The sequence below is a fragment of the Antrihabitans auranticaus genome (assembly GCF_016481275.1).
In the GTDB taxonomy this organism is placed as follows: domain Bacteria; phylum Actinomycetota; class Actinomycetes; order Mycobacteriales; family Mycobacteriaceae; genus Antrihabitans.
In genome coordinates this window covers 742,736-769,220 of record NZ_JAEMNW010000002.1, presented here as the reverse complement: position 1 = coordinate 769,220, position 26,485 = coordinate 742,736, and the positions used below count along the sequence as shown (strand labels likewise).

Here is a 26,485-nt window from a genome sequence, read left to right as displayed (position 1 = left end):
GGCCTAGAACCCCTGGCCCGTCATTATCAGGTACGGACGTACGTATTGGTGACCGTTGAAATCAGTATGGCCGCAAACGTCTCAGGCCGTCGGGCCGCGGTCCAGTAACGCGGTCAAAGCATCTAACACCCGGCTCGCCATCAACGCCTTGGAACCATGGTCGAGGGCAACTTCGCCGCCGTCGGCCGACAACAGCCAGCCATCGTTGTTGTCTACCTCGAAAGCCTTGCCGTCGCCAACGGGATTGACAACGAGCAGGTCACAGCCCTTCCGGGCGAGTTTTGCGCGAGCGTGGGTGAGGACATCCCCGTTTTCGTCCCCGGTCTCCGCCGCAAATCCGACGATGGCCGTCGACTTGCTCAGACGGCCGTCGCGGCGGGCGTCGACCAGGCCCGCAAGGATGTCCGCGTTCTTGGTCAGCGGGATGATGTCCGGTTCGCCGGCGCCCTTTTTGATCTTCGCCGTAGCTACCGTCGTGGGCCGGAAGTCTGCCACGGCAGCGGACATGATGACCGCATCGGCAGTCGTCGCGTGCTTGTCCACGGCCTCGCGCATCTGCTCGGCGGTCTGCACATTGACCACATCGACGGCGGCCGGCGGTTCGAGACCGGCGGTGATCCCCGAAATAAGCGTCACTGTCGCGCCGCGCTGCACAGCAAGGCGAGCGATCGCGTAACCCTGCTTGCCCGAACTGCGGTTCCCGAGGAACCGGACGGGGTCGAGTGGCTCGCGCGTGCCGCCTGCGGAAACCACGACTGACCGGCCCTCGAGGTCGCGCGGCAATGCGTCGGACCGCTCCAGCAACAGCGATGCGAGTCCGAAAATTTCATCCGGTTCGGGGAGGCGGCCGGCACCGGTATCCCGGCCGGTCAGCCGGCCGGAAGCCGGTTCGATGACCGTGGCGCCGCGCTCGCGAAGCAGCGCAACATTTGCGACAGTCGCGGGGTGCTCCCACATTTCGGTATGCATTGCGGGCGCGAACACGACCGGACAGCGCGCCGTCAGCAGCGTCGCGGTGAGGAGGTCGTCAGCGCGCCCCTGTGCGGCCCGGGCCAACAGGTCTGCCGTGGCCGGGGCGATGACGACGAGGTCCGCCTCCTGGCCGATCCGGACGTGCGGGACCGCGGGGACATCTTCGAACACGCCGGTGTGGACCGTGTTACCCGAGAGAGCCTCGAGGGTGGCGCGCCCGATGAACTCGAGCGCGGACTCCGTCGGAATCACCCGGACGTGATGCCCGTCCTCGGTGAACTTTCGGATGAGCGAACAGCATTTGTAGGCGGCAATGCCGCCGCCTACGCCAACGACAATCCGCTTTCCGGACATGTTCGCCTCGGTTCCCTACCCCTACTCGCCTTCGATGTGTTCGAGCAGGTCGGCGTGGATTTCGCGCAGTGCGATCGACAGCGGTTTCTCCTGGAGACCCGGCTCGACCAGGGGGCCGACGTACTCGAGGATGCCGTCACCGAGCTGGTTGTAGTAATCGTTGATCTGGCGCGCACGCTTTGCCGCGTAGATCACGAGCGCGTACTTGGACGACGTGCGGGCGAGCAACTCGTCGATCGGCGGATTCGTGATGCCGAGCGGGGTGTCGTACGCAGGCAGCGCTGCCTTGGCGTCGTCGGGCGCTGCTTGAATGCTGCTCACTCGGTTACTCCTGAGGGTCGTTCGGCTGCGGCGGAGCGCAAGAAATTGGAACGTGAACTATGGAACGACCGAGTCGTGCGGTCGTCCAACCAACAAGGATACCAACTCCGCGCAGGTCCTTTGCACATCGTCGTTGACGATCACCGCGTCGAACTCGTCTTTCGCCGCCAATTCGACTCTTGCGGTCTCGAGTCTGCGCCGCACAGCCTCGGGCCCCTCTGTACCGCGCGCCGTCAAACGCGCGACCAGTTCGTCCCAGCTCGGCGGTGCCATGAAGACCTGAAACGCCTCCGGCATCGTTGCACGCACCGAACGCGAGCCGTTCAGATCGACCTCTAGCAAGACCGGCCTACCTGCGGCGAGTGCGGCTTCGACCGGCAGAGCCGGGGTCCCCGACCGCTGCAGGCCGCCGTGAATATCGGCCCACTCGAGCAGCTCCCCCGCTTCGATCATGCGATCGAACTCGCCTGCCGAGACGAAGTAGTAGTCCCGGCCGTCCACCTCGCCCGGTCTGGGCGCACGCGTCGTGGCCGAAACGCTGAACAACAAGTCGCTCAGCCGTTCCCGCACACAGCGCACAACAGTGGACTTACCGACGGCCGACGGGCCGACCAACACGACCAGCCGGCCCCGTCTCACGTCGTCTTCGTCCTGCCGGGCCGCTGGATCCGTTGCGACCACTCTGAGATCAGGATTCGAAGTTGAACTTGGTAAGCAACGCCTTGCGCTGACGGTCGCCGAGACCACGCAGACGGCGCGTCGGAGCGATCTCCAGCTCGGTCATGATTTCTTGTGCCTTGACTTTGCCGACCTTGGGCAGAGCCTCGAGCAATGCCGACACCTTCATCTTGCCAAGGACCTCGTCGGAGTCGCTATCGGCGAGGACCTGCTTCAGGTCGGTGCCGCCACGCTTCAGGCGCTCCTTGAGCTCCGCCCGTGCGCGACGGGCGGCAGCCGCCTTCTCCAAAGCAGCGGCGCGCTGCTCTGCAGTCAACTGGGGAAGGGCCACGGTTCCTCCGTCTCATCGATTCTGTCAACCAACACAGTCTGGTTCGTCTACCGCCGCCAGTTTCCCGGCAGCGCTTGCGACCGTACCCACGCTACGGGGCGGTTGCGAACCCACCCCCCTGGTCAGGCCACATTTCCGGTGTGGTGGGCCAATGAAACGCCAGGGTTGCGGGCCGAATTATCGTACCTAAAGTTGGTTTTTCTGCGTCGCTCGAAACGCCGGGAGATCGCCGCAAAATTACGCTGCGACCTGCATATATGCCGTTGAACAGAGGGCGTTCCCGGTACGGTGTGTCGAGTCACCGCACGCGCCGCGCCGAAGGGTCGAATGATGCAGCTCGGAATGTTCGCGCAAGAAAATACGGTCGACGCGCTGGTCGGCCGGATTCGCGACGCGCACGAACGCGGCTTTGCCAGAGCATGGGTGCCGCAGATCTTCGCCGTCGACGCTCTGACCGTCCTGGCGATCGCGGGCCGCGAGGTCCCCGGGATCGGCCTCGGCACGGCAGTCGTTCCGACCTACCCGCGCCACCCCATGGCGCTCGCCACGCAGGCCCGGACCATTTCGCAGGTGTCCGACGGGCGGTTCACACTCGGCATCGGGCTGTCGCATCGCGTGGTGATCGAGAACATGCTCGGCATGAAATGGGGTGAAGTGCGGCATTTGCGTGAATACCTGAGCATCCTGCTGCCGTTGCTCGCCGACGAACCCGCAGATTTCGCAGGTGAGACGCTGACCGGCCGTCTGGCGCTCACTATCCCCGCGAAGCCTGTTCCGGTCGTGGTGGCTGCGCTGGGGCCCAAGATGCTGGACCTGGCGGGTCGGCTCACCGCAGGCACGACGACCTGGGTCACCGGGCTCGACACGTTGCGCGACTACGTCGTCCCCACGATCCGGGCTGCTGCCGAAGCGGCGGGGCGGCCCGAGCCCCAGGTGGTCGCAGCCCTGCCTGTTGCCGTCACCGACGACGCGGATACTGCGCGCAAGATCGCAGCCAAGGCGTTTGCCGTCTACGGCCAGTTGCCGTCGTACCGGTCGATGCTCGACCGTGAAGGTGCCGGTGGACCGGCCGACGTGGCGATCATCGGCGACGAATCAACCGTTCGGGCACGGATCGCAGCGTTCGCCGACGCCGGCGTTACCGAGTTCGTCGTCGTGCCGTTCTTCGAACGGGAACGCACACTCGACGCGGTCGCGACGCTCTAGCTCTGAAGGAAGGCGAAGCTGTCCGCGGCCGCTGCTGCGGCCGCCTGCATGGCCGAGACCGAGGGACCTGCACGCAAAATCTCGCGCGATACCGACGGCACGACGGCTTTGAGCTGGTCACCGACAAGTCGGCGCACATCGTCCGGTCCGCCGCCCTGAGCACCGATTCCGGGCATCAGAATCGGTCCGTTCAGCCGCGCCAGATTGGGCGCTGCGGTGAGGGTTGCGCCGACGACCACGCCGACCGAACCCAGGTGCTCGGCGTCCAGGTTGCGGGCGGCAACCTCGTCGACGATCGTCTGGCTGATCGTGCGACCGTCTGGACCCGTCGCGTGCTGAACCTGCCGGCCCTCGGGATTGGACGTGGCCGCGAGCACGAACACGCCGTGGTGGTTCTCGTGAGCAAGATCGAGCACGGGATCGAGCGAACCGAAGCCCAGGAACGGCGATACGGTCACCGCGTCGGAGCATAGCGGCGATTCCGGTGCGACCCAGGTCCGCGCGTAGGCGGCCATCGTCGAGCCGATGTCTCCCCGCTTGGCGTCGGCCAGCACGAGGGTCCCAGACGCCCGCAGAACGCTGATCGTGCGCTCGAGGACAGCGATACCCGCCGACCCGAAGGCTTCGAAGAACGCGACCTGCGGCTTGATCATCGCGATCCGGCCGTCGAACGCTTCGACACAGATCTCGGCGAAGTCCTCGAGGCCGTCCGCGGACACCGGTAGGTCCCAGGCACGCAGGAGCTCCGGGTGCGGGTCGATGCCCACGCACAGCGGTCCGCGGTGCGCCATTGCCGCGGCCAGCCGGGCACCGAACGACTTACTCACTGCACCTGCGGCTTTCGCAGCGCCGCATGCTGTTCCTGCAGTGACCGCACGCCGATGTCACCCCGAATGCTCGCTTCTATACCCTGCACGGCGGCAGCAGCGCCTTGCACCGTCGTGATGCAGGGAATGTTGACCATCACTGCCGCACTGCGGATTTCGTAGCCGTCGATCCGCGGGCCGGAGTTGCCGAACGGTGTGTTGAAGACCATGTCGACCTCGCCGCCCTTGATCTGGTCGACGATGTCGGGCATTCCCTCGGGCAGGTTGTCCGAGACTTTGCGGACGTTCTCACACGGAATCCCGTTGCGGCGCAACATCTGCGCTGTGCCCTCGGTTGCGAGAATGCGGAAACCCAAGTCCGCCAAGCGCTTCACCGGGAACACCATCGACCGCTTGTCACGGTTCGCGATGGAGACGAACACCGAACCCGAGGTCGGGAGCGAGCCGTACGCGGCCGTTTGCGACTTGGCGAACGCCCGGCCGAAGTCGGAGTCGATACCCATCACCTCGCCGGTCGACTTCATCTCGGGGCTGAGCAGCGAATCGACGTTGCTGCCGTCCGAGCGCCGGAACCTGTTGAACGGCAGCACCGCTTCCTTCACCGCGACCGGTGCGGACGCAGCGACCTCGCCACCGTCGCCGGTCGCCGGCAGCATGCCGCTTGCACGCAGGTCGGCGATCGTGGCACCCATCATGATTCGAGCCGCTGCCTTGGCCAACGGCACCGCGGTCGCCTTCGACACGAACGGAACCGTCCGGCTCGCGCGCGGATTGGCTTCGAGCACGTAGAGCACGTCGTCCTTGAGGGCATACTGCACGTTCATCAAACCCTTGACGCCGATCCCCTTCGCCAGCGCCTCGGTGGAACGTCGCACCGCATCGATATCGCTGCGGCCCAAGGTGATCGGCGGCAGCGCGCATGCGGAGTCACCGGAATGGATGCCCGCTTCCTCGATGTGCTCCATCACGCCGCCGAGGTATACCTCGGTGCCGTCGCAGAGCGCGTCGACGTCGATCTCGATCGCGTCTTCCAGGAAACGGTCGACCAGCACCGGGTGCTCGGGGGTGATCTCCGTTGCGCGGGAGATGTAGTCCTCCAGCGAGGCCTCGTCGTAGACGATCTCCATGCCACGGCCGCCGAGAACGTAGGACGGGCGCACCAGCACCGGGTAACCGATTCTGGACGCGATCTTCTTGGCCTGGTCGAACGTTGTCGCGGTACCGAACTTGGGCGCGGGCAGGCCGGCCGCAGTCAGGACCTCGCCGAACTCGCCGCGGTCCTCGGCCAGGTCGATCGCAGCCGGGCTGGTGCCGACAATCGGAACGCCAGCGTCTTCGAGCCGCTGTGCAAGCCCGAGCGGAGTCTGGCCGCCTAATTGCACGATCACGCCGACCACACCGGGTCCGCCCTGACCGGACTGGCTCTCCGCGTGGTAGACCTCGAGCACGTCCTCGAACGTCAGCGGTTCGAAGTACAGGCGATCCGCGGTGTCGTAGTCGGTCGAGACGGTTTCGGGGTTGCAGTTGACCATCACGGTCTCGTAGCCGACCTCCGAAAGCGTCTGCGCAGCATGCACACACGAGTAGTCGAACTCGATGCCCTGCCCGATTCGGTTCGGACCCGAACCGAGGATGATCACCTTGCCGCGCTCGGTCTGGGGCGCGATTTCGGACTCGGCCGCCGGATCCAGCTCGTAGGTCGAGTAGTGGTACGGCGTCTTGGCCTCGAACTCGGCGGCACACGTGTCCACGGTCTTGTAGACCGGCCGGACGCCGAGCCGATGGCGCAGGATCCGAACGCCGTCTTCGCCCGCGAGTTCGGAGCGCAGCGCGGCGATCTGCCGGTCCGACAGTCCGGCGTGCTTGGCGCGCCGCAACAATGCCTCGGTGAGCACCGGCGCGTCCATCAGCTCCTGGCGCAGGGCGACGAGACCGTTGACCTCTTCGACGAACCAGGGATCGATACCCGAAGCCTTTGCGACCACCTCGACCGACGCGCCAAGCCGCAGCGCTCGTTCGACCTGGTAGATGCGGCCCTCGGTGGGTGTCCGCAGATCCTCCAGAACGGCTTCGACGTCGGTCCACTCGCCGTCGTCGCGGGTCCAGAAGCCCGTGGCCTTGGTCTCCAGCGAGCGCAGGACTTTGCCGAGCGCCTCGGAAAAGTTGCGGCCCAGCGACATCGCCTCGCCGACGGACTTCATCGTGGTTGTCAGGGTCGGGTCTGCGCCTGGGAACTTCTCGAACGCGAAGCGGGGTGCCTTGACCACGATGTAGTCGAGCGTGGGCTCGAAACAGGCCGGCGTTTCCTTGGTGATGTCGTTGACGATCTCGTCGAGGGTGTATCCGACTGCCAGCTTCGCGGCGATCTTGGCAATCGGGAAACCGGTCGCCTTCGAGGCCAACGCACTGGACCGCGAGACGCGCGGGTTCATCTCGATGACGATGAGCCGACCGTCTGCCGGATCGATTGCGAACTGAATGTTGCAGCCGCCCGTGTCGACGCCGACCTCGCGCAGGATCGCGATACCGAGGTCGCGCATCTTCTGGTATTCGCGGTCGGTCAATGTCAGTGCCGGCGCGACCGTCACGGAGTCGCCGGTGTGAACGCCCATCGGGTCCACGTTCTCGATCGAACACACGACGACCACGTTGTCGCGGCTGTCGCGCATCAGCTCGAGTTCGAACTCTTTCCAGCCGAGGATCGATTCCTCGATCAACACGTTCGCGGTCGGCGACGCGGCGAGCCCGCCACCGGCGATCCGGTCGAGATCGGCCTCGTTGTACGCCATGCCCGAACCGAGTCCACCCATGGTGAAGCTCGGGCGCACGACGACGGGGTAGCCGAGTTCGGCAACCGTCGCGTGGACTTCGTCCATCGTGTAACAGACGGCCGACTTGGCGGACTCACCACCGACTTTCGCGACGATGTCCTTGAACTTCTGCCGGTCCTCACCGCGCTGGATGGCGTCGAAGTCTGCGCCGATCAGCTCGACGTTGTACTTCTCCAGAATGCCGCGTTCATGCAGCGCGACAGCGCAGTTCAGCGCAGTCTGGCCGCCGAGGGTTGCGAGGATCGCGTCGGGGCGTTCTTTTTCGATGACCTTCTCGACGAACTCGGCGGTGATCGGCTCGACGTACGTGGCGTCGGCGAATTCGGGATCGGTCATGATCGTCGCCGGGTTGGAGTTGACCAGTGAGACCCGCAGGCCCTCGTCCCGGAGGACCCGGCACGCCTGAGTGCCCGAATAGTCGAATTCGCAGGCCTGACCGATGACGATCGGACCTGAGCCGATCACCAGAATGTGTTCGAGATCTGTGCGCCTTGGCACAACTACACCTTCCCCTTCGCTTCGTTCGCCCCGGACCGCTCCATCAACGTGGTGAACCGATCGAAAAGGTATGCGGCGTCGTGGGGTCCCGCCGCAGCTTCCGGGTGGTACTGGACAGAGAAGGCACGCCCGTCGAGTAGCCGCACCCCCTCGACGACACCGTCGTTAGCGCAGGTGTGGCTGACAATCGCCCGGCCGAACGGGGTGTCGAACTCCTCCCCCGCCTCGCCCTCGAGCGCGAAACCGTGGTTCTGCGCTGTGATCGCAATGCGCCCGGTCTCGTGCTCGACGACCGGAATGTTGATGCCGCGGTGCCCGAATTTCATCTTGTAGGTCTCACGCCCTAGAGCGCGACCGAGAATCTGATTGCCGAAACAAATTCCGAACAGCGGAATACCGTCGCCCAGAACGGCTTTCGTCAGCGCTACCGCACCGCCGGCGGTTGCCGGGTCGCCCGGACCGTTCGACAGGAAGACACCGTTGGGCTTCAGCTCGCGAATGTCGTCGATGCTGGTGTTCGCCGACAGCACGTGCACGCGAACACCGCGTTCGGCGAACATCCGCGGCGTGTTGGTCTTGATACCGAGGTCGATCGCCGCGACCGTGTATCGCACGTCCCCGATCGGCTCGATCGTGTAGCTCTCGACCGTCGACACTTCACTCGCGAGGTCGGCGCCCAGCATCGAAGGTTGCTGGCGAACGCGATCCAGCAGCTTGTCGTTCGCAGCGATCGCATCGCCGGAGAAGATCCCGGCCCGCATCGAGCCGCGGGTCCTGAGGTGCCGCACGAGTGCGCGAGTATCGATGCCCGCGATTCCGACGACGCCCTGCCGGACCAACTCGTCCTGCAACGAACCGGTTGCCCGCCAATTGGATATCCGTCGCGTCACGTCGCGGACGGCGTAGCCCGCCACCCAGATTCGCGAACCCTCGTCGTCCTCGTCGTTCCAGCCGGTGTTGCCGATGTGGGGCGCGGTGGCGACCACGATCTGGCGGTGATAGCTCGGATCGGTGAGTGTTTCCTGATAGCCCGTCATCCCGGTCGAGAACACGGCCTCGCCGAGAGTCTCGCCGAGTGCACCGAAGCTTGAACCGGAGAACACCCGGCCGTCTTCGAGGACCAGTAAAGCCGCTGTCATTCGAGTTCTCCGTTCAGCACGATCGGATTGCGATCGGAAGGCTCGACCTTCAGCTCGGTCCAAATCGGGTAGATCGTCTTGTCGTCGGCACGGAAGCCGGTGTCTATTTCGAGGCCGGTCGGCAGGGTCCACCTGATGACCAGCAGACCGTCGGCAGTCATCACCTTGCCCGCAAGGCCACGCTCGGTCCGGACCACCACGATCGACTCCGTGGGAATCCAGACATTCGACGAGCCCGTGCGCTCCAGCAGGATGCCGTGCTCGAACCTCGTGATCTCGCCGGTGGCGCGAAACCCGAGCCCGTGCAATGCGATTCGGTTCTGCCAGCTCGGTGCAATCGTGCTGCCGACGTAGAGCCCGGTTGCCGGTTCGGTCAGCTGATCGCCCAGATCCGCAGGCGCGGCGGGCAATTCGCCGACCAGCGACTCCTGGCGTACGGCGCGCTTCTTCCAGCCGCGGTACATCAACCCGATGAGCGCCGCCCACAGCGCGATGCAGACGAGAACGAAAATCACGTTGACCATGTCACACCCTCTTTCGAACTTTGCCGCTGCGCGCGGTCACTCGGCCGCGCAGGAAGGTCGCGGTGACCGTCCCGGGGAGAGTCATCGCTTCGTACGGCGTGTTGTTGGAAATGCTTGCAAGCTCGGGTCCGCGGACCGTCCAGGTCGTGTCCGGATCCACAAGGACGAGGTTGGCCGGTTCGCCGACTGCGACCGGCCTGCCATGATCGTCGAGTCCGACGATTTCAGCGGGTCTTTCGCTGAGTACGCGCGCAACGCCGCGCCAATCCAGGAGTCCGGGTTTCACCATCGTTTCGACGACGATCGACAGCGCCGTTTCGAGACCGAGCATGCCGGGCCGGGCCGACGCGAACTCGCAGCACTTCTCTTGCTCCGCGTGGGGCGCGTGGTCGGTTGCAACGCAGTCGATCGTCCCGTCCGCCAATGCCTTTCGCAGCGCGGCGGCGTCGGAGGCCTCACGCAACGGTGGATTCACCTTGTTCACCGCGTCGTAGGTCGCCAGCCGCGAATCGTCGAGCAGCAGGTGGTGGGGCGTCACCTCGGCGGTGATCGAGATACCTTGCGATTTAGCCCATATCAGAAGTTCTACGGTGCCCGCGGTGGAGGCATGGCAGATATGGACACGGGATCCGGCGTCGCGCGCCAGGATCGCGTCGCGCGCGACGATGGACTCCTCAGCGGCGCGCGGCCAGCCGGACAGCCCGAGTCGGGCCGCGTTCGGACCCTCGTGTGCGACAGCACCGACGGTGAGTCGAGGTTCCTCGGCATGCTGCGCGATGAGCACACCGAGCGAACTCGCGTATTCGAGCGCGCGGCGCATCAGCAGCGGGTCGTCGACGCAGTGTCCGTCGTCGGAGAACATACGGACGCCGGCAATGCCTGCTGCCATCGTTCCCATTTCGGCGAGTTGCTTGCCGGCCAGTCCGACCGTCACCGCACCGACGGGGTGGACGTCGACGAGTCCGACTTCCTGCCCGCGCCGCCAGACGTAGTCGGTGACGACGACCGAATCCGCGACCGGATTGGTGTTCGCCATGGCAAAGACCGCCGTGTACCCGCCGAGTGCGGCTGCGGCCGAACCGGAATCGATCGTCTCGGTGTCTTCCCGGCCGGGCTCACGCAGATGGGTGTGAAGGTCCACGAAGCCGGGCAACAGCACCTGCCCGTCGGCCTCGATGACCTCTTCGCTGTCGTTCGCGGCGAGATCGGGACCGATCTCGAGAATCTGACCATCGCCGAGCCGAACGTCGACCGGCGAATCCTCGCCGTACGGTCGGGCGTTTCGAATGAGGACGCCGGTCATGCGACCGCCTCGTCCGTGCCGACCAGCAGGCGGAACAGCACCGCCATGCGCATGTGAACTCCATTCGTAACCTGTTGCAGTACGGCAGTCTTCGATGAATCAGCGACCGAGGACGCAATTTCCATGCCCCGCAGCATCGGACCGGGGTGCAGGACCGTGGCGTGGTCGGCGAGCAGGCCGAGGCGACGTTCCGACAGGCCGTACGCAACCGAATATTCGCGCGGCGACGGGAAGAACCCGCCGGTCATCCGCTCGGCCTGGACCCTGAGCAGGAGCACCGCGTCGGCACCGGGCAGTTCGGCGTCGATCGAATGCGACACCGTCACGGGCCAGGTTTCGACGCCGTTCGGAAGCAGGGTTCGTGGTGCAACCAGCACAACCTCGGCACCGAGCGTGGCCAACAGAAAGGCGTTGGACCGTGCAACGCGGCTGTGCAGGATGTCACCGACGATGACGATCCGCTTCCCTTCGATCTCGCCGAGACGCTGGCGGATTGTCAGGGCATCGAGCAACGCCTGGGTCGGATGCTCGTGCGTTCCGTCGCCGGCGTTGATGACCGCAGGTCCGTCACCGTTCGCGCCGGTCCATGCGGCAATTTGGTGTGCTGCGCCCGACGCCGGATGGCGCACGATCAGCGCGTCCGCACCCGCGGCGTGCAGCGTCATCGCGGTGTCACGCAGCGATTCGCCCTTCGACACCGAGGAACTGCTGGCGCTGACGTTGATGACATCGGCCGACATCCATTTGCCGGCGACCTCGAACGACACCCTCGTTCGCGTGGAGTTTTCGTAGAAGACCGTCATCACCGTGCGGCCACGCAGCGTCGGAAGCTTACGAACCTCGCGACCGAGCAATGCCTGTTCGAACCGTTCGGCATCATCCAGCAACGACGTCGCGCTCTCCCTCGTGAGATCGGAGACCGAGAGGAGATGCTTCACGCGCCGTCTCCCTTGGCGGCATGGATCAGCACTGCATCCCGGCCGTCGTGCTCATTGAGCAGCACAGATACATCTTCGGTGCGGGCAGTCGGCACATTCTTACCGACATAATCCGCGCGCAGCGGCAACTCGCGATGCCCGCGATCGACCAGGACCGCGAGCTGAACTGCCCGAGCCCGACCGAGGTCGCGCAGAGCGTCGAGTGCAGACCGGACCGTGCGACCGGAAAAGAGAACGTCGTCGACCAGCACGACAAGCGCATCCTCGATTCCGCCTTCGGGGACCGAGGTCCGCTCGAGCGGGCGGTGCGGTTTCTTCCGCAGGTCGTCGCGGTACAGAGTGATGTCGAGAGAGCCCAGGCCGGGTCGGACGCCGGAGAACTCCTGAATCTTGTCCGCAAGGCGAGACGCGAGAGATGTTCCCCGAGTCGGGATTCCGATAAGAACAACACGCGGCGCACCAGCTTCGTCCGCATCCAGCGCAGTCTTCTCGATGATCTGGTGCGCGATTCGAGCGATCGTTCGCGAGACGTCGGCTGCAGAAAGCAGCTCGCGCGACGATGCCGCCCATTCGGGGCTGTGCCGCTTGTTGGAATCAACGGCCCCGGCGTGCTCGGATAGGCCCTTCTCGGGCATACGCATACCTCCGACCTCCTTCTCCGCCTCTCTGGACGGATCGTTAAAGGATGTCTTATCTGACCTAAGCCTAACAGCGCGGGACCCCCGACTATGCATCCGGACACACGTCGCCACCTCCGCCGCCTAGGCTCACCGACAAAGACGAGACGAGGAGCCTGTGTGGAGGAAGTCCCGTTCGGCCGGTACCGCCTTCGGGAAATGATCGGTGAAGGCGGCATGGGCCAGGTGTACGAGGCCTACGACACCGTTACCGAGCGAATCGTCGCTCTGAAGGTGCTGCCCGCGAAGTCTGCCGATGACATCGAGTTTCGGGAGCGATTTCGTCGGGAAGCTCACGCCGCTGCCGGCCTTCGGGACCCGCATGTCGTGCCGATCCACGATTTCGGGGAGATCGACGGCCGGCTGTTTCTCGACATGCGCCTAATCGAAGGCGCAGACGTAGGTTCGCTGCTGCGCCGACGTGGTCCGATGCCGCCACGATTCGCGGTATCGATCATCGACCAGATTGCCTCCGCGCTGGACGCCGCCCACGGTGAACGCCTGGTACATCGCGACGTCAAGCCGTCGAACATCCTCGTCACCAAGAAGAACTTCGCGTACCTCATCGATTTCGGTATCGCCCGTGCCGCAACAGACACCAGCTTGACCAGCACCGGAATCGCCATCGGCACGGTGACGTACATGGCGCCCGAGCGCTTTACCAGCGGTCACGCTGATGCCCGCTCCGACGTCTACGCGCTTGCTTGCGTCCTGCACGAGTGCCTGACCGCTTCGCGGCCGTACGCAGGTCACAGCCTCGAGCAGCAGGTTGCAGGCCATTTGAACACGCCACCGCCACGGCCCAGCCGACTCAGGCAGGGCGTCCCGGCGGCGTTCGACGACGTCGTCGCCCGCGGAATGGCGAAGAATCCCGACGACAGATTCCAGTCGGCCGGCGCACTCGCTGCCGCTGCGTTCCGCGCGCTGACCTCCCTACCGGGCCCGAGGCTCCCACGGCCGACTCCCCCACCGGCGGAAGAGCCGACCGTAGATCTTCGGGAAACTCGGACTCGACGACCGAACCCGACGCTGGGTGTCGCTGCCACCGAGATGGCGCCGAGTTCGGCGCCCATTCGCAGCTACTCCCCGCCCCCGCAGTACGCCCCGCCCCTGCACAGCACAGCGTTACCGAACAGCACAGCGCTGCCGGCGCGACGTCGAAAAGGCCTCATCGCAGGTGCATTCGCGACGGTGCTCCTGCTCGCCATCGCGGTCGCATGGTGGGCCGTCTCGGGCGGGGACTCAAACGAATCAGGCGAGGACGCAGGCTCGCCCGGCCAACCCAGTGCCGGCGGCCCCGCCGTCGATGTTGTTGCCACCATTCAAGTCCCGAGAACACCCGTTGCCATCGCGATCGAACCCGGCACCAACAGCGTGTTCTCCGCCAACTCCGATCAGGACACCGTCTCCGTCATCGACACTGTGATTCGGTCGGTGACAGCGACCATCCCGGTCGGCAAAACGCCGGTCGGCCTGGCGCTCGACATGGACAACAATCGCCTCTACACAGCCAACATCGGTGACGGAACCATTTCGGTCGTCGACACCGCTAGCCGCGAAGTCGTCGACACGCTGAATGTCGGGAAAACGACGGCCCGCGTGGCCCTCGATCCAGCCACCGATTCGCTCTACGCCACCAATCCTGACAACAACTCGGTGACGGTGTACGGAACGGATACCGGCACCGTTCGGGCGAGCATCCCGGTCGGCTATTTTCCGTGGAGCGTCGTTGTCGACCCGGACCGGGGAGATGTGTTCGTTGCCAATTCACACGACGGCACAATCTCGGTCATCGACACCGAGAGCACGACGGTGACCACGACGATTCAGCTCGGTGACGACCCGTCACGCCTGATCGTCGACCCCACGACGCAACTCCTGTACGCGACCCACGAAACGACGAACTCGGTCTCCGTGATCGATCCGACCTCAGATTCTGTCGTCGCGACGATCCCGGCCGGAAACTCTCCGCTCGGATTGGCGATCGACCCACAAATTCACACGTTGTACGTAACCAACCTGAAAGACGGCACAATCACCGTCATCGACACCGCTACCAACGCCGTGACTACAACGGTGCCGTCAGGTGGCGAGGGCCCCGCCGAAATGGCTGTCGACGTCGCCGGGCATCGCCTCTACGTCGACAACGAGTACAGCGGGACGATCGCCGTGCTGGCACCGGCGCCTTGATCAGGAGGTTGCGCTCGGGGGTTCGGTACTCAGCGTGGCTGCGGCCGCCGCCCGGACCTGCGGAGCCACGAGCACGACCTGGCCGAGTACGCCGTTGATGAACGACGGCGAATCGTCGGTCGACAGCTCTTTGGCCAGCTCTACCGCCTCGTCGACTGCCACGACCGGCGGCACGTCGTCGGCGTGGAACAACTCCCAGACAGCGATGCGCAGGATCGCACGATCCACGGCCGGGAGCCGCTCGAGGGTCCAGTCCTGCAAATACGACTCGATCGTTCCGTCGAGCCGGTCGAGGTCGGCCGCGACTCCACGCAGCACGAGCATCGTGTACGGGTTCACCGGCGCGACCGTCTGGTCGGCGACCGCCAACTCGACCCGTTCGAGGGCCATGTCGACCGGATCGATATCGCGCGCTTCGGCCTCGAACAGCAGATCGACGGCGCGGCGGCGGGCCTTGTGGCGAGCGCCGAGCCTCTTCGGAGCGGGAGAACCAGCCACCTAGCTGTTCACGCGACCCAGGTAGCTGCCGTCACGCGAGTCGATCTTCAGCTTGTCGCCGGTGTTGATGAACAGCGGAACCTGGACCTCTGCGTCGGTTTCCAGCGTCGCCGGCTTGGTGCCACCGGTCGAGCGGTCGCCCTGCAGGCCCGGGTCGGTGTGCTTGACAACGAGCTCGACCGTGACCGGCAACTCCACGTACAGGGGCGCACCTTCATGGGTGGCGACCTGAACGGTCATGTTCTCCAACAGGAACCGCGCACCGTCACCGATGGTGGCCTCCTCGATGGAGATCTGATCGTAGGTATCGCCGTCCATGAAGATGTAGTCGGAGCCGTCGTGGTACAGGTAGGTCATGTCACGCCGGTCGACCGTGGCGGTCTCGACCTTGACGCCCGCGTTGAAGGTCTTGTCGACGACCTTGCCCGACAGCACGTTCTTGAGCTTGGTGCGCACGAAGGCAGGACCCTTGCCCGGCTTCACGTGCTGGAACTCGGTGATCTGCTGCAGGTGCCCGTCGATCTTCAGCACGAGCCCGTTCTTGAAATCGCTGGTATCCGCCACTCGACTCGTTCTCCTCTTTCGTAATGAGACCGCGTTTCAGAGCACGGTCAGGTCTTTGCTGGTGAGCGTGAGCAGTTCCGGACCCGCGTCGCGGACCACGAGAGTGTCCTCGATCCGAACGCCTCCGCGACCGGAGAAGTACACACCTGGTTCGACGGTCACTGCTTCGCCGCAGGCAAGTGTACCGGTGCCGGCTTTGCCGATTCCCGGCGCTTCGTGGATTTGCAGTCCAACGCCGTGCCCGAGACCGTGCAGGAACAGCGCACCATGGCCCGCTTCCTCGATGACGGTCCGGGCCGCGGCATCCACGTCGGCAACCGGCGTTCCGGGTAGCAGGGCTGCTCGACCTGCCGCCTGCGCACGCGCGACAAGGTCGTAGACCTCCTTGTGCCAGGCCGTCGCGGCACCCAGGACGAAGGTCCGAGTCATGTCCGAGTGGTAGCCGCCGACGAGCGCGCCGAAATCGAGCTTGACGAAGTCGCCGGTCGCCAGTTCGGCCGAAGTCGGCCGATGATGCGGGATCGCCGAATTTGCTCCCGTCGCAACGATTGTTTCGAAGGACACGCCCTCGGCGCCGTGGTCGAACATCAGCGACTCGAGCTCTCGTCCGACTTCGCGCTCGGTTCGTCCACGCCGCAGACCGCCCGTTTCGATCAATGCCGCCAGTGCCGAATCCGCTGCGGCGCATGCGGCGCGCAACAGTTCGATTTCGTGGTCGTCCTTGATCTGGCGTAGTTGCTCGACCAGTCCCGGCATTCGATGCAGCTTCAATGCCGGCGTGAGGTCCAGCCAGGCCCGATGATCGTCCACGGTGACGACGTGGCTTTCGAACCCGATCCGGCCGAGCCCGGTTTCATGCGCGAGTTCGAGTAGTCGGCGGCCGCTGGCCCGCGCTATCTCGGACCGGAGATCGGGCACTTGCTTGGCCACCTGGGCTAGATATCGCCCATCCGTGCAGATGACGGTTCGGTCCTCGTGCGCCGAAGAATCTCCGACGTGGACGAGTAATGCCGCGTTCGATCCGGTGAAGCCGGTCAGATACCGGATATTGATCAGATCGGTGACGATCATCGCCTCGCTGCTGTGCTCGATCAAAAGTCGGCGCAGCGCCTGGCGCCGGGCCCGATGATCTGCAGACATGGATCAAACCTACCGCCCAGACTTCGAACACAGCAGCGTCCTGGATGGCTAGTCTGGATCGATGAACAGTTGGCTGGTTCGTGGTCTGGCTTTGGCACTTGCACATGTGGTTATCAGGACGGTTCTCGGCTTCCTGATTGCGCAGTGGCCGTTGCACGGCACGATGCTGCGGTGGAGCTTGCTCACGGTTGTCGTGCTCATCGCGGTGGCATGGGGATTCGTCGATGGGCGCACCGACCGTCAGCAGAACCCCGACCCAGACGACGGCGAGGACCTGACGATGGTGTGGCTCAAGGCCGCACTCGTCGGTGGCCTGGTTGCCGGCGTGTTCAGCTGGGCGATCGGCAAACTGCCCAACTTCGATCTCGGTGGTCAGGACCTCATTTTCGAGCTCACGTCCGGCGCGGCGTGGACGGTTCTGCTGATATTCGTGTCCGCCATGATCGGTATCGGCATCGCCAGGTTCCTGACGTCGAGGCAGCAAGCAAAGCAGGAGTCGAATCGGACCCCTGTTGCTGCCGGATCCGTTCGCGACGACGAACCCGTCGAATACGGCAGCCACGCCCGTCAGGGCAACGTGCGCCTCGATAAATAGGCCGCACGAAACGAACTAGAGCAGAACCGCCCCACCGCGCGGAGTCTCGTCGCGCGCGACGGCCGAGTACGCGGCCGCCAGCAAGGACGGGTCCGGACCCTCCAGCCTGCCGGGCTTGGCCAAGCCGTCGAGCACGACGAAGCGCAGAATCCCCGCGCGGCTCTTCTTGTCCGTCTGCATGCCCTCGATGAGGTGGCTGAGCGCGTCGGCGTCGTAGGTGGTCGGCAAACCGACGCTTTCGAGAACGGCCTTGTGCCGATCGGCGGTCGCATCGTCGAGACGGCCTGCCAGGCGGCCGAGTTCAGCGGCAAAGACCAATCCGACGGATACCGCCGCGCCGTGCCGCCACCGGTATTTTTCCCGGCGCTCGATAGCGTGGCCGAGCGTATGCCCGTAGTTCAAGATCTCGCGCAAGTTCGACTCACGTAGGTCGGCGGCAACGACTTTCGCCTTCACCTCGATCGAGCGACGGATCAGTTCCGGCAGGACATCGCCAGTTGGGTCCAGAGCGGCCTGCGGATCACGTTCGATCAACTCCAGAATCACGGGATCGGCGATGAAACCGGCTTTGATGATCTCGGCCATTCCCGCGATGATCTCGTTGCGCGGCACCGTCTCGAGGGTCGCCAGGTCGACCATGACCGCCGCCGGCTCGTGAAAGGAGCCGACGAGGTTCTTGCCAGCATCGGTGTTGATCCCGGTCTTGCCGCCGACAGCGGCGTCGACCATGGCCAGCAGCGTCGTCGGGACGTGCACGATCTTCACGCCGCGCATCCAGGTTGCCGCCACGAAACCCGCGACGTCTGTCGCCGCTCCCCCGCCCAGGCTGACGATCGCGTCGCTTCGCGTCAGTCCGATCCGTCCGAGTACATCCCAGCAGAAGCCGACGACGGGCAGGTCCTTGCCTGCTTCAGCGTCCGGTATCTCGATTCGATGAGCATCGATTCCCTTGTCCGCCAACGCACTTCGCACCGTCTCAGCCGTCACGGCAAGCGGCGGCTGATGGAAGATCGCCACTGTGCGAGTGCCGTCGAGCGTGTCGACGAGGTCGCCGAGCAGGCCGCGCCCGATGATGACCGGGTAGGGATTCGCGGTGCGGACTTCCACGCGTACGGGTTCCGATGTCACTGTTGCTCCGATTCTGTGCTCGCGTTCGTCTGCTCGGGATTCGCACCGAGCTTGGCCAAGATCTGCTTGACGACCCGGCCGGGGCTGCGGCCATCGGTGCGAATCCGGATCGTGCTGACCTGCCTGTACAACGGTCGACGGCGACGCATCAACTCGCGATATTTCGCACCTGGGTCCGGTCCGGCGAGCAGTGGCCGGGCCTTGTTGCCGCCGGTACGCCGAAGCCCCTCCGCCACACTGATTTCCAGGTAGATCACCGTCCGGTCGCGCAACAGTTGCCGAGTGGGGCGCGAGAGTATCGCGCCGCCGCCCAGCGACACGATGCCCTGCTGCTCCAGGATCGCGCGGCGCACAATCTGCTCTTCGATCCTGCGGAACTCCACCTCACCGTCGTTGGCGAAGATGTCCGCGATAGTGCGGCCGGTTTCGCGCTCGATCGCAGCATCCGTGTCGAACAGGTCGACGCCGAGCGCGTTCGCGACGCGGCGGCCGATTGTCGACTTTCCGGCACCCGGCGGACCGACCAGCACTGCCCGTGGTGTCGGCGACAGACGGCGTAGGCGCCGGGGTTGGGGAATCAACGCGGTGGGAGGCGTGCCGAGGTCGTGCTGATGTACGACTTGATGTTCGAGACGGTTTCCGCGATCGAGTCGCCACCGAATTTATCCAGCGCAGCTTGCGCGACAACGAGCGCGACCATCGTCTCGGCCACGACTCCGGCGGCCGGCACGGCGCACACGTCCGACCGCTGATGGATTGCGACCGCTTCTTCGCCGGTGGCCATGTCGACGGTCGAAAGAGCCCGCGGCACAGTCGAAATCGGCTTCATCGCCGCACGCACACGCAGCGGCGCACCGTTCGTCATACCGCCTTCGAGGCCACCGGCGCGGTTGGTGGACCGCACGACGCCGTCCGGACCCGGGCGCATCTCGTCATGTGCCTCGCTACCGCGCCGGCGTGCGGTCTCGAAGCCGTCGCCGACCTCGACGCCCTTGATCGCCTGAATACCCATCAGTGCGGCGGCGAGCTTCGAATCGAGCCGATTCTCACCGCTGGTGAACGATCCGAGCCCAACCGGCAACCCAGCGACGACAACTTCGACGACCCCGCCGAGCGTGTCGCCGTCCTTCTTCGCTGCTTCGATCTCCGCGATCATGGCTGCCTCGGCACCCTTGTCGAACGCACGAACCGGACTCGCATCGATCGCAGCGAGGTCGCCGGGCTGGGGCGCGAGACCGTCCGGCGATCCTGCCCTACCGATCGACACGACGTGCGAGAGCACTTCGACGCCGAACGCCTGCCGCAGAAAGGCGCGGGCAACGGTGCCACAGGCGACGCGCGCGGCTGTCTCGCGGGCACTGGCCCGTTCGAGGACGGGTCGCGCGTCGTCGAAGCCGTACTTCAACATCCCCGAGTAATCTGCGTGTCCCGGGCGCGGCCGAGTGAGCGGTGCGTTTCGCGCAAGGTCAGCGAGTTCCGCCTCGTCGACGGGATCGGCTGCCATCACCGTCTTCCACTTCGGCCATTCGGTATTGCCGACCTGGATAGCGATCGGACCACCCATCGTCTTGCCATGGCGCACGCCACCGAGGATCGTGACCTGGTCGGCCTCGAACTTCATTCGAGCGCCGCGGCCATAGCCCAGCCGCCGACGGGCGAGCTGTTCGGCTATATCGGTCGACGTCACTTCGACCCCGGCGACCATCCCGTCGATCAACGCGACGAGGGCGGGGCCGTGCGATTCTCCAGCGGTTATCCAGCGCAGCACGACGTATATCCTCGCATGTAGGCGTTACCGTACGGACATACGGGCTTTCGACCGTGTCTGTTCACCCATGCCACCACCTCACTCATGACACCACCAACGCGAGCAACGTCGCCCCGCACATGAACGGCCCGTGCGGCACAACCGTACGACCGACCCTGCGGTTTCGCGCGAGAAGCACGACACCGGCGGTCGCGGTTCCGAGCGGTGCCAGGATTGCCGCCCACAGCCACACGTCCGGACCGCCCAACGCAGCTACGCCGCCCAAGCTCAGCGCGAGTTTGACGTCGCCCGCACCCATCGCGGTCGGCGCAGCAAGGTGGACGAGAAGGTATATCGCAGCGAGCAGTACTCCGCCGATCACGACAACGGTTCCGCGGCCGTCCGCGAATCCGAAGCCGCAGACCAGCGCCGCACCGCTGAGGGTGAGCACGTTCGGCAGCTTCAGCCGCGTCACGTCGAAGTAGACCAACAGACCGCACCAGAGAGTGAACAACGCCATCGCGAGCCAGGACATACGTCGAGCCTGACCGATCCGCGTCTCGAAAACTCCTACCGCCGGCCATCCTGTGGATAACCCTGTGGGCGAATCCGGCTAGCGCAGTTCGAAACCCAGGACCGCAGCCATTTCCGCTCGCGGCGCAGCCAGTCCCGTGAACTGCTCGACCTGGCCGAACGCCTGGTTCAGCAGCATCTGCAGCCCGCTCACGACCGTTCCTCCGGCACCTTCGACCGCCGCCGCGAGGGGCGTCGGCCAGGGGTTGTAGATCGCGTCGAGTACGAACGGGGCGCGAGCGACCGAATCTGCAACCGGCGCAATCGCATCGGCGGGTGCCGTGCTGACGACGACCGCCGCGCCGCCACAAGCCGCCGCAAGCTCCTCGCCGCCGAAATCGACGAATCGCACCGACATCCGCAGCTCGCCCGCAAGATCGATTGCACTCTGGGCGCGCGCCGCACTGCGGGCTACGACCGCGACGCTTGTGACGCCGAGTTCCGCCAACGCCAGCATCGCCGGCCTGGCGGTGCCCCCCGCGCCGATGACGACCGCCGATCCGCCGCTCAGGTCTCCGACCCCGCCGCCGACCAAGGCTCCACGGACGCCGTCGACGTCGGTGCAATCGGCGCGCCACCCCGATTCGATCCGGACAAGCGTGTTCGCGGACCCGACAAGTACCGCACGTTCGGTCCGCTCGGACGCAAAGGCGAGCGCCTCTGCCTTACCGGGCATCGTCACCGACAGCCCGACGTAGTCGTCGCCGAGTCCCCTGACTATGGATCTCAAACAGCCTGCAGGGCATTCGATCCGCTCGTAAGTCCAATCCGGCAGACCGAGCGCGCGGTAGGCGGCGAGATGCAGGTCGGGTGAGCGAGAGTGCTGGATCGGGCTGCCGAGGACAGCGGCTTTGCGCGCAGTGTCAGCGGCCACTGTCGAGTACACCGTTTTGAGTTGCCAGTTCGACGTTGCGGAGGTGCTCGTCGTAGCTCTGCGTGAAGTTGGTTGTGCCGTCGTTGTTCACGGTGACGAAGTACAACCAGTCACCCGCCGCCGGGTTCTCCATCGCTTCGAGCGCCGCGAGGCTGGGTGACGAAATCGGGGTGGCAGGCAGTCCGGCCATCGCGTAGGTGTTCCACGGCGTCTGGCGTCCGCGGTCCGCGTCGGTCGTCGCGACCTCGGTTTCGTCGAGTGCGTAGTTGACTGTCGAATCGAATTCCAGCCGCTGGCCGACGGCGAGGCGGTTGAGGATCACCCGCGCGACCTTCGGAAAGTCGGTGGGATGCGACTCGCGCTCGACCAACGATGCGGCGATGAGCAACTGGTACGGGGAAAGGCCCTGCACCGAAGTCTCGGCAATGCCGGTTTCCGCGTACGACTCCGCACTCGATTCGACAAGCTGCTTCAAGATGTCCGTCGGCGTGGCGGTCGGGTCGAAGTCCAGGCTTCCCGCTGCAATCAGGCCTTCGAGTTGGCGATCCTTGTCCGGCACGTTGCCGACCGCGTCCTGTGCCCACTCCGGAACACCGAGAGCATCGAGGTCGGAGCCGGCGCCGGCAGCGTTGAGGTCGTCGTACGTGACGCAATTGCCCTTGAAGCAGCTTGCCGCGGCGATCTTGGTGTAGATGCCCTCGTACACAGCATCCGTCGTGACGTCACGAGTATCGTGCAGCAACCTGCCCTCGGAGATCACGACGTGCCCGACCTGCGACGCCGGATCGACAAGCAGCGCCACGGCTTCCTCGGCGGACATCTGCGACTTCATCGCGTAGTAGCCGGGCATCACGTTGTTCATCGCGGGAACGTCGAGCGCGGCCTCGTAGAACGCAGCCGAGCTTGCGACGACGTCCTTCTCGGCCATGACGTCGGCGATCGGCTCGGAGGTCATGCCGGGCTCGATTTCGACTATCACGGTGTCCCCGCCCGGACCTGCGTAGTCGGCGGCCGGCTGCTGCTGCTCGGTGAACCAACTGAACGGCGGACCGTCGTAACCGCCGACCTTCGCACCGACGAACAGGCCACCGCCGAGGATCAGAATCAGGATGCCGGCGAGAACGACGATGCCGTTGCCACGCCTCTTACGTGCGGCCACTCTTCGCGACGATGCGGAACGTCTGTGTGACCGGTCTGGCATCGACGCCGCCTCGGATCGGGAAGCCCGCCGACGGTGTGTCTGCCCCTCGCGGCGCAGGTCGTCGAAGGAAACCTCGTCGTTGTGTGTGGTGCCGTAATCGTGCCACCCGCCACCCTGCCGACTGGACTGCGGGTACACATCTTCCGCGTTGTGTTCGGTCGGGTATCGGCGGTTGCTCACAGATCGTCTCCGGGTCGGTTGGGGTCTTGCGTCATTGCGTTGTCTCGTTTCCGCTCGTCGAGCCAGCCTTGCAGAATCGACACGGCAGCGGCCTGGTCGATGATGTTTCGCTGGCCCTTTGCACGAACTCCACTGTCCCGGAGCGAGCGCGCTGCAGACACCGTAGTCAACCGCTCGTCGGACAACCGCACGGGCACCGGTGCCAACTTCTCGCGTAGCCGTCCGGCGTACTCGGTAGCGGCGGCCGCGGCCGCTCCGTGTGTACCCCGCAGGGTCCGCGGCAAACCGACGATCACCTCGACCGCCTCGTACTCATCGACGATGGCGGCAATGCGGCGCAGATCGGGTGCGTTCTTCGAGGATTCGTTCGAACGCGCAACAGTTTCCACCGGCGTGGCAAGAATTCCGTCAGGATCGCAGGATGCGACCCCGATTCGCACACTTCCCACGTCGATGCCGATCCGCCGACCACGACCCGGATCGTCTGCGCCGGGCCGGTCCGGCAGTTCGTCACGAGCCAAGGAACTCAGCTTCCGACCACTTCGGCGACCCGCGACCGCAACGCCGCGAGTCCGGGTGCGATTCCTGCCGGATCAGTTCCCGAGCCTTGGGCCATGTCCGCCTTGCCACCACCTCGACCTGCAATCGACGGACCGAAACTGCTCACCAGGTCACCGGCCTTGATGCCCGCATCCTGCGCGCCCTTGTTTGTGGCAACGACGAACGGGACCTTTCCATCGGCGTTCCCGAGGAGGACGACAACCGCGGGATCGGAGCCGAACCGGCCGCGAATGTCGAGCGCGAGGGTCCGCAGATCGTTTCCGGAGACGCCCTCGGGAGCCTGAGCGGCCACGAGTCGCACCGCGCCGACCCGCTCCGACTTGTCGACGAATGTCCCAGCCGACGACAGAACAGCGGCGGCCTTCGTCTTCTCGAGTTCCTTCTCGGCAACGCGCAGACGCTCGACGAGCTGCTCGATTCGCGCCGGGACTTCGTCGGAGGGCACCTTCAACGACGATGCGACGCCGGCGAGCAGCGCCCGTTCCTTCGCGAGGTACTTGTAGGAATCCAGACCGACGAACGCTTCGACGCGGCGAACACCCGAGCCGACGGACGACTCACCGAGGATCGTGACCGGACCGATCTGCGACGAGTGCGCGACATGCGTACCGCCGCAGAGCTCCATCGAGAACGGCCCGCCGATTTCGACGACGCGCACCTCGTCGCCGTAGTTCTCACCGAACAGCGCGAGCGCGCCCATTTGCTTGGCCTTCGTCACATCCGTGACGAAGGTATTGACCGGGAAGTCGGCGCCGACTGCATCGTTCGTCACGGACTCGATGTCGTTTCGCGCAGCCTCGGAGAGTCCGCCCTGCCAGTTGAAGTCGAAACGCAGGTAGCCGGGCTTGTTGAGGGAACCTGCCTGGACCGCATTCGGGCCGAGAACCTGACGCAACGCGGCATGCACCATGTGGGTACCGGAGTGGCCCTGGGTCGAACCGTGTCGCCAGTTCGCATCGACCTGGGCCAGCACGACGTCACCCTCGGTGACCTGGCCCTCTTCCACGGTCACCTTGTGCACCCACAGCTTTTTGGCGATCTTCTGCACGTCGTCGACATGCAGGCGCAGACCGGCCGCGGTGATGACGCCACGATCGCCGATCTGGCCGCCGGACTCGGCGTAGAGCGGGCTGCGATCGAGAATGACATCGACCTTCTCGCCCTTTCCGGCGGTCGGCACTCGGACCCCACCCGAGATGAGAGCAAGGACATGGGCCTCGGTCGCGAGTTCGGCAAAGCCCGTGAACTCGGTCGGTCCGCGGTCGACCAGTTCCTTGTAGACGGAAAGGTCGGCATGCGCGTGCTTACGTGCCTGCGCGTCGTCCTTTGCGCGCTTGCGCTGCTCCGCCATCAGCGAACGGAAGCCGTCTTCGTCGACGCTCAGCCCGGCCTCGGCTGCCATTTCGAGCGTCAAGTCGATCGGGAAGCCGTAGGTGTCGTGCAGCGTGAACGCTTCGGATCCGCCGATCACCTTGCCGCCCTTGGCTTTCACAGTGTCGGCAGCGCCTTCGAACAGTTTCGAGCCAGAAGTCAGCGTCTTGCGGAACGCCGTCTCCTCGCCGACCGCGACGTTTTCGATTCGCTGGAAGTCGGTCGCAAGCTCCGGGTACGACGGGGACATCTCGTCGCGAACCACGCGCATGAGCTCGCCGATGGTCGGCTGATCGGCACCGAGCAACTTCACCGAGCGAACGATCCTGCGCAACAAGCGGCGCAGCACGTAACCCCGACCGTCGTTACCCGGGTTGACGCCGTCGGCGATCAGCATCGCCGCCGTTCTGGCGTGATCGGCGATCACGCGGAACCGGACGTTGTCTTCCTGATTCACGCCGTACGCGCGGCCGGTCAGTTCCTCGGCCTTCGTGATGACGGGCCGTACGAGGTCCGTCTCGTAGACGTTGTCGACGCCTTGGAGGAGGAACGCGACGCGCTCGACGCCCATCCCGGTGTCGATGTTCTGCTTCGGCAGCGGCCCGAGGATCTCGTAGTTGTCCTTCGACGTTCCAAGGCCCCGCTCGTTCTGCATGAAGACGAGGTTCCAGATTTCGATGTACCGGTCTTCGTCGGCCTCGGGCCCGCCCTCTTTGCCGTACTCGGGACCGCGGTCGTAGTAGATCTCCGAACACGGGCCGCACGGCCCCGGAATGCCCATCGACCAGTAGTTGTCGGCCATGCCGCGCTTCTGGATGCGCTCGTCGGGCAGACCGGCGACCTCCTTCCAGATGTCGATCGCTTCGTCGTCGTCCAGATACGCGGTCGCCCACAGGCGTTCGGGATCGAAACCGTAACCACCGTCTTCGACGCTGCTCGTCAGCAACGACCACGCGTGCTTGATCGCATCGCGCTTGAAGTAGTCACCGAAGCTGAAGTTGCCGGCCATCTGGAAGAAAGTGTTGTGCCGAGTCGTTATTCCGACGTTCTCGATGTCGAGCGTCCGGACGCACTTCTGCACGCTCGTCGCACGCGCAAAGGGCGGCGTCTGCTGACCGAGGAAGTACGGCACGAACTGCACCATGCCGGCATTCACGAACAGCAGGTTCGGGTCGTTGAGAATCAGCGACGCGCTCGGGACCTCGGTGTGCCCGGCCCGGACGAAATGGTCCAGAAACCGGCGTCGAATCTCATGTGTCTGCAC

The 26,485-nt window shown here is 65.1% G+C and carries 25 protein-coding genes; 3 read left to right on the top strand and 22 right to left on the bottom strand.

The features are described from left to right. Positions 1-81: 81 nt before the first annotated feature. From coaBC to mihF, 4 genes are read right to left on the bottom strand one after another with little or no spacing between them, the layout of a single operon-like run. Positions 82-1,326: a bifunctional phosphopantothenoylcysteine decarboxylase/phosphopantothenate--cysteine ligase CoaBC gene (gene coaBC, locus JGU72_RS11605; RefSeq protein ID WP_199684058.1), complete on the bottom strand. Its 1,245-nt coding sequence runs from the start codon at positions 1,324-1,326 to the stop codon at positions 82-84. 21 nt (positions 1,327-1,347) lie between these two features. After that, positions 1,348-1,647, bottom strand: coding sequence for a DNA-directed RNA polymerase subunit omega (gene rpoZ / locus JGU72_RS11600; RefSeq protein ID WP_199684057.1), 300 nt, complete (start codon positions 1,645-1,647; stop codon positions 1,348-1,350). A gap of 57 nt (positions 1,648-1,704) precedes the next feature. Continuing rightward, positions 1,705-2,286: a guanylate kinase gene (gene gmk, locus JGU72_RS11595; RefSeq protein ID WP_199684056.1), complete on the bottom strand. Its 582-nt coding sequence runs from the start codon at positions 2,284-2,286 to the stop codon at positions 1,705-1,707. Positions 2,287-2,335: 49 nt separating this feature from the next. Continuing rightward, the gene (gene mihF, locus JGU72_RS11590) at positions 2,336-2,656 is read right to left on the bottom strand and encodes an integration host factor, actinobacterial type (RefSeq protein ID WP_199684055.1); all 321 of its coding nucleotides are present in this window, start codon (positions 2,654-2,656) and stop codon (positions 2,336-2,338) included. Positions 2,657-2,983: 327 nt separating this feature from the next. Here mihF and JGU72_RS11585 point away from each other — a divergent pair, with 327 nt between their 5' ends. Further along, positions 2,984-3,862: a TIGR03564 family F420-dependent LLM class oxidoreductase gene (locus tag JGU72_RS11585; protein ID WP_233531883.1), complete on the top strand. Its 879-nt coding sequence runs from the start codon at positions 2,984-2,986 to the stop codon at positions 3,860-3,862. On the opposite strand, the gene pyrF is transcribed toward JGU72_RS11585, so the two are convergent. From pyrF to pyrR, 7 genes are read right to left on the bottom strand one after another with little or no spacing between them, the layout of a single operon-like run. Beyond that, positions 3,859-4,689 carry an orotidine-5'-phosphate decarboxylase gene (gene pyrF / locus JGU72_RS11580; protein ID WP_307828391.1) on the bottom strand — a complete coding sequence of 277 codons (831 nt, stop codon included), beginning with the start codon at positions 4,687-4,689 and terminating at the stop codon, positions 3,859-3,861. The two genes, JGU72_RS11585 and pyrF, sit on opposite strands and share 4 nt — an antisense overlap. Next, positions 4,686-8,018 carry a carbamoyl-phosphate synthase large subunit gene (carB, locus tag JGU72_RS11575; RefSeq protein WP_199684053.1) on the bottom strand — a complete coding sequence of 1,111 codons (3,333 nt, stop codon included), beginning with the start codon at positions 8,016-8,018 and terminating at the stop codon, positions 4,686-4,688. The genes pyrF and carB overlap by 4 nt, the downstream gene beginning before the upstream one ends. 2 nt (positions 8,019-8,020) lie before the next feature. Further along, on the bottom strand, positions 8,021-9,157 hold the full coding sequence (gene carA / locus JGU72_RS11570; protein ID WP_199684052.1) for a glutamine-hydrolyzing carbamoyl-phosphate synthase small subunit: 1,137 nt from the start codon (positions 9,155-9,157) through the stop codon (positions 8,021-8,023). Beyond that, the gene (locus JGU72_RS11565; RefSeq protein WP_199684051.1) at positions 9,154-9,681 is read right to left on the bottom strand and encodes a PH-like domain-containing protein; all 528 of its coding nucleotides are present in this window, start codon (positions 9,679-9,681) and stop codon (positions 9,154-9,156) included. The genes carA and JGU72_RS11565 overlap by 4 nt, the downstream gene beginning before the upstream one ends. 1 nt (position 9,682) lies before the next feature. Beyond that, positions 9,683-10,984, bottom strand: a complete 1,302-nt coding sequence (locus JGU72_RS11560) for a dihydroorotase (RefSeq protein ID WP_199684050.1) — start codon at positions 10,982-10,984, stop codon at positions 9,683-9,685. Further along, positions 10,981-11,922, bottom strand: a complete 942-nt coding sequence (locus JGU72_RS11555) for an aspartate carbamoyltransferase catalytic subunit (RefSeq protein WP_199684049.1) — start codon at positions 11,920-11,922, stop codon at positions 10,981-10,983. The genes JGU72_RS11560 and JGU72_RS11555 overlap by 4 nt, the downstream gene beginning before the upstream one ends. Further along, positions 11,919-12,563: a bifunctional pyr operon transcriptional regulator/uracil phosphoribosyltransferase PyrR gene (gene pyrR, locus JGU72_RS11550; RefSeq protein ID WP_199684048.1), complete on the bottom strand. Its 645-nt coding sequence runs from the start codon at positions 12,561-12,563 to the stop codon at positions 11,919-11,921. Before pyrR ends, JGU72_RS11555 begins: the two co-directional genes overlap by 4 nt. Before the next feature lie 156 nt (positions 12,564-12,719). On the opposite strand from pyrR, the gene JGU72_RS11545 reads away from it, so the two are divergent. Then, entirely contained in the window at positions 12,720-14,789 is a 2,070-nt protein-coding gene (locus JGU72_RS11545; protein ID WP_199684047.1) for a serine/threonine-protein kinase, read from the top strand. Here JGU72_RS11545 and nusB read toward each other — a convergent pair whose 3' ends face one another. Genes nusB through JGU72_RS11530 form a run of 3 tightly spaced genes read right to left on the bottom strand, consistent with a single transcriptional unit; the run spans position 14,790 to position 16,991 of the window. Then, positions 14,790-15,287 (bottom strand): transcription antitermination factor NusB, encoded by a 498-nt coding sequence (gene nusB / locus JGU72_RS11540; protein WP_199684046.1) that lies wholly within the window; start codon positions 15,285-15,287, stop codon positions 14,790-14,792. Next, positions 15,288-15,851 (bottom strand): elongation factor P, encoded by a 564-nt coding sequence (efp, locus tag JGU72_RS11535; RefSeq protein ID WP_199684045.1) that lies wholly within the window; start codon positions 15,849-15,851, stop codon positions 15,288-15,290. A 36-nt stretch (positions 15,852-15,887) separates the two neighbouring features. Continuing rightward, positions 15,888-16,991, bottom strand: coding sequence for a M24 family metallopeptidase (locus tag JGU72_RS11530; RefSeq protein WP_199684044.1), 1,104 nt, complete (start codon positions 16,989-16,991; stop codon positions 15,888-15,890). 61 nt (positions 16,992-17,052) lie between these two features. Between JGU72_RS11530 and JGU72_RS11525 the strand changes: the two genes are divergently transcribed. After that, positions 17,053-17,586, top strand: coding sequence for a B-4DMT family transporter (locus JGU72_RS11525; RefSeq protein WP_199684043.1), 534 nt, complete (start codon positions 17,053-17,055; stop codon positions 17,584-17,586). Positions 17,587-17,601: 15 nt separating this feature from the next. On the opposite strand, the gene aroB is transcribed toward JGU72_RS11525, so the two are convergent. The 8 genes from aroB to alaS all read right to left on the bottom strand — a co-directional run bounded on the left by aroB (position 17,602) and on the right by alaS (position 26,485). After that, positions 17,602-18,714, bottom strand: coding sequence for a 3-dehydroquinate synthase (gene aroB, locus JGU72_RS11520; protein WP_463315438.1), 1,113 nt, complete (start codon positions 18,712-18,714; stop codon positions 17,602-17,604). Then, complete coding sequence (locus JGU72_RS11515) at positions 18,711-19,265, bottom strand: shikimate kinase (protein WP_199684576.1); 555 nt, start codon at positions 19,263-19,265, stop codon at positions 18,711-18,713. Before JGU72_RS11515 ends, aroB begins: the two co-directional genes overlap by 4 nt. A 26-nt stretch (positions 19,266-19,291) precedes the next feature. Next, positions 19,292-20,482, bottom strand: coding sequence for a chorismate synthase (gene aroC / locus JGU72_RS11510; protein WP_199684042.1), 1,191 nt, complete (start codon positions 20,480-20,482; stop codon positions 19,292-19,294). A gap of 82 nt (positions 20,483-20,564) precedes the next feature. After that, positions 20,565-20,996: a prepilin peptidase gene (locus tag JGU72_RS11505; protein ID WP_199684041.1), complete on the bottom strand. Its 432-nt coding sequence runs from the start codon at positions 20,994-20,996 to the stop codon at positions 20,565-20,567. A 78-nt stretch (positions 20,997-21,074) separates the two neighbouring features. Beyond that, entirely contained in the window at positions 21,075-21,908 is an 834-nt protein-coding gene (locus JGU72_RS11500) for a shikimate dehydrogenase (RefSeq protein ID WP_199684040.1), read from the bottom strand. Beyond that, positions 21,898-23,355 carry an endolytic transglycosylase MltG gene (gene mltG / locus JGU72_RS11495; protein ID WP_463315439.1) on the bottom strand — a complete coding sequence of 486 codons (1,458 nt, stop codon included), beginning with the start codon at positions 23,353-23,355 and terminating at the stop codon, positions 21,898-21,900. The genes JGU72_RS11500 and mltG overlap by 11 nt, the downstream gene beginning before the upstream one ends. Beyond that, positions 23,286-23,810: a Holliday junction resolvase RuvX gene (gene ruvX / locus JGU72_RS11490; protein ID WP_199684039.1), complete on the bottom strand. Its 525-nt coding sequence runs from the start codon at positions 23,808-23,810 to the stop codon at positions 23,286-23,288. Before ruvX ends, mltG begins: the two co-directional genes overlap by 70 nt. A 5-nt stretch (positions 23,811-23,815) precedes the next feature. After that, positions 23,816-26,485 (bottom strand): alanine--tRNA ligase, encoded by a 2,670-nt coding sequence (gene alaS, locus JGU72_RS11485; protein ID WP_199684038.1) that lies wholly within the window; start codon positions 26,483-26,485, stop codon positions 23,816-23,818.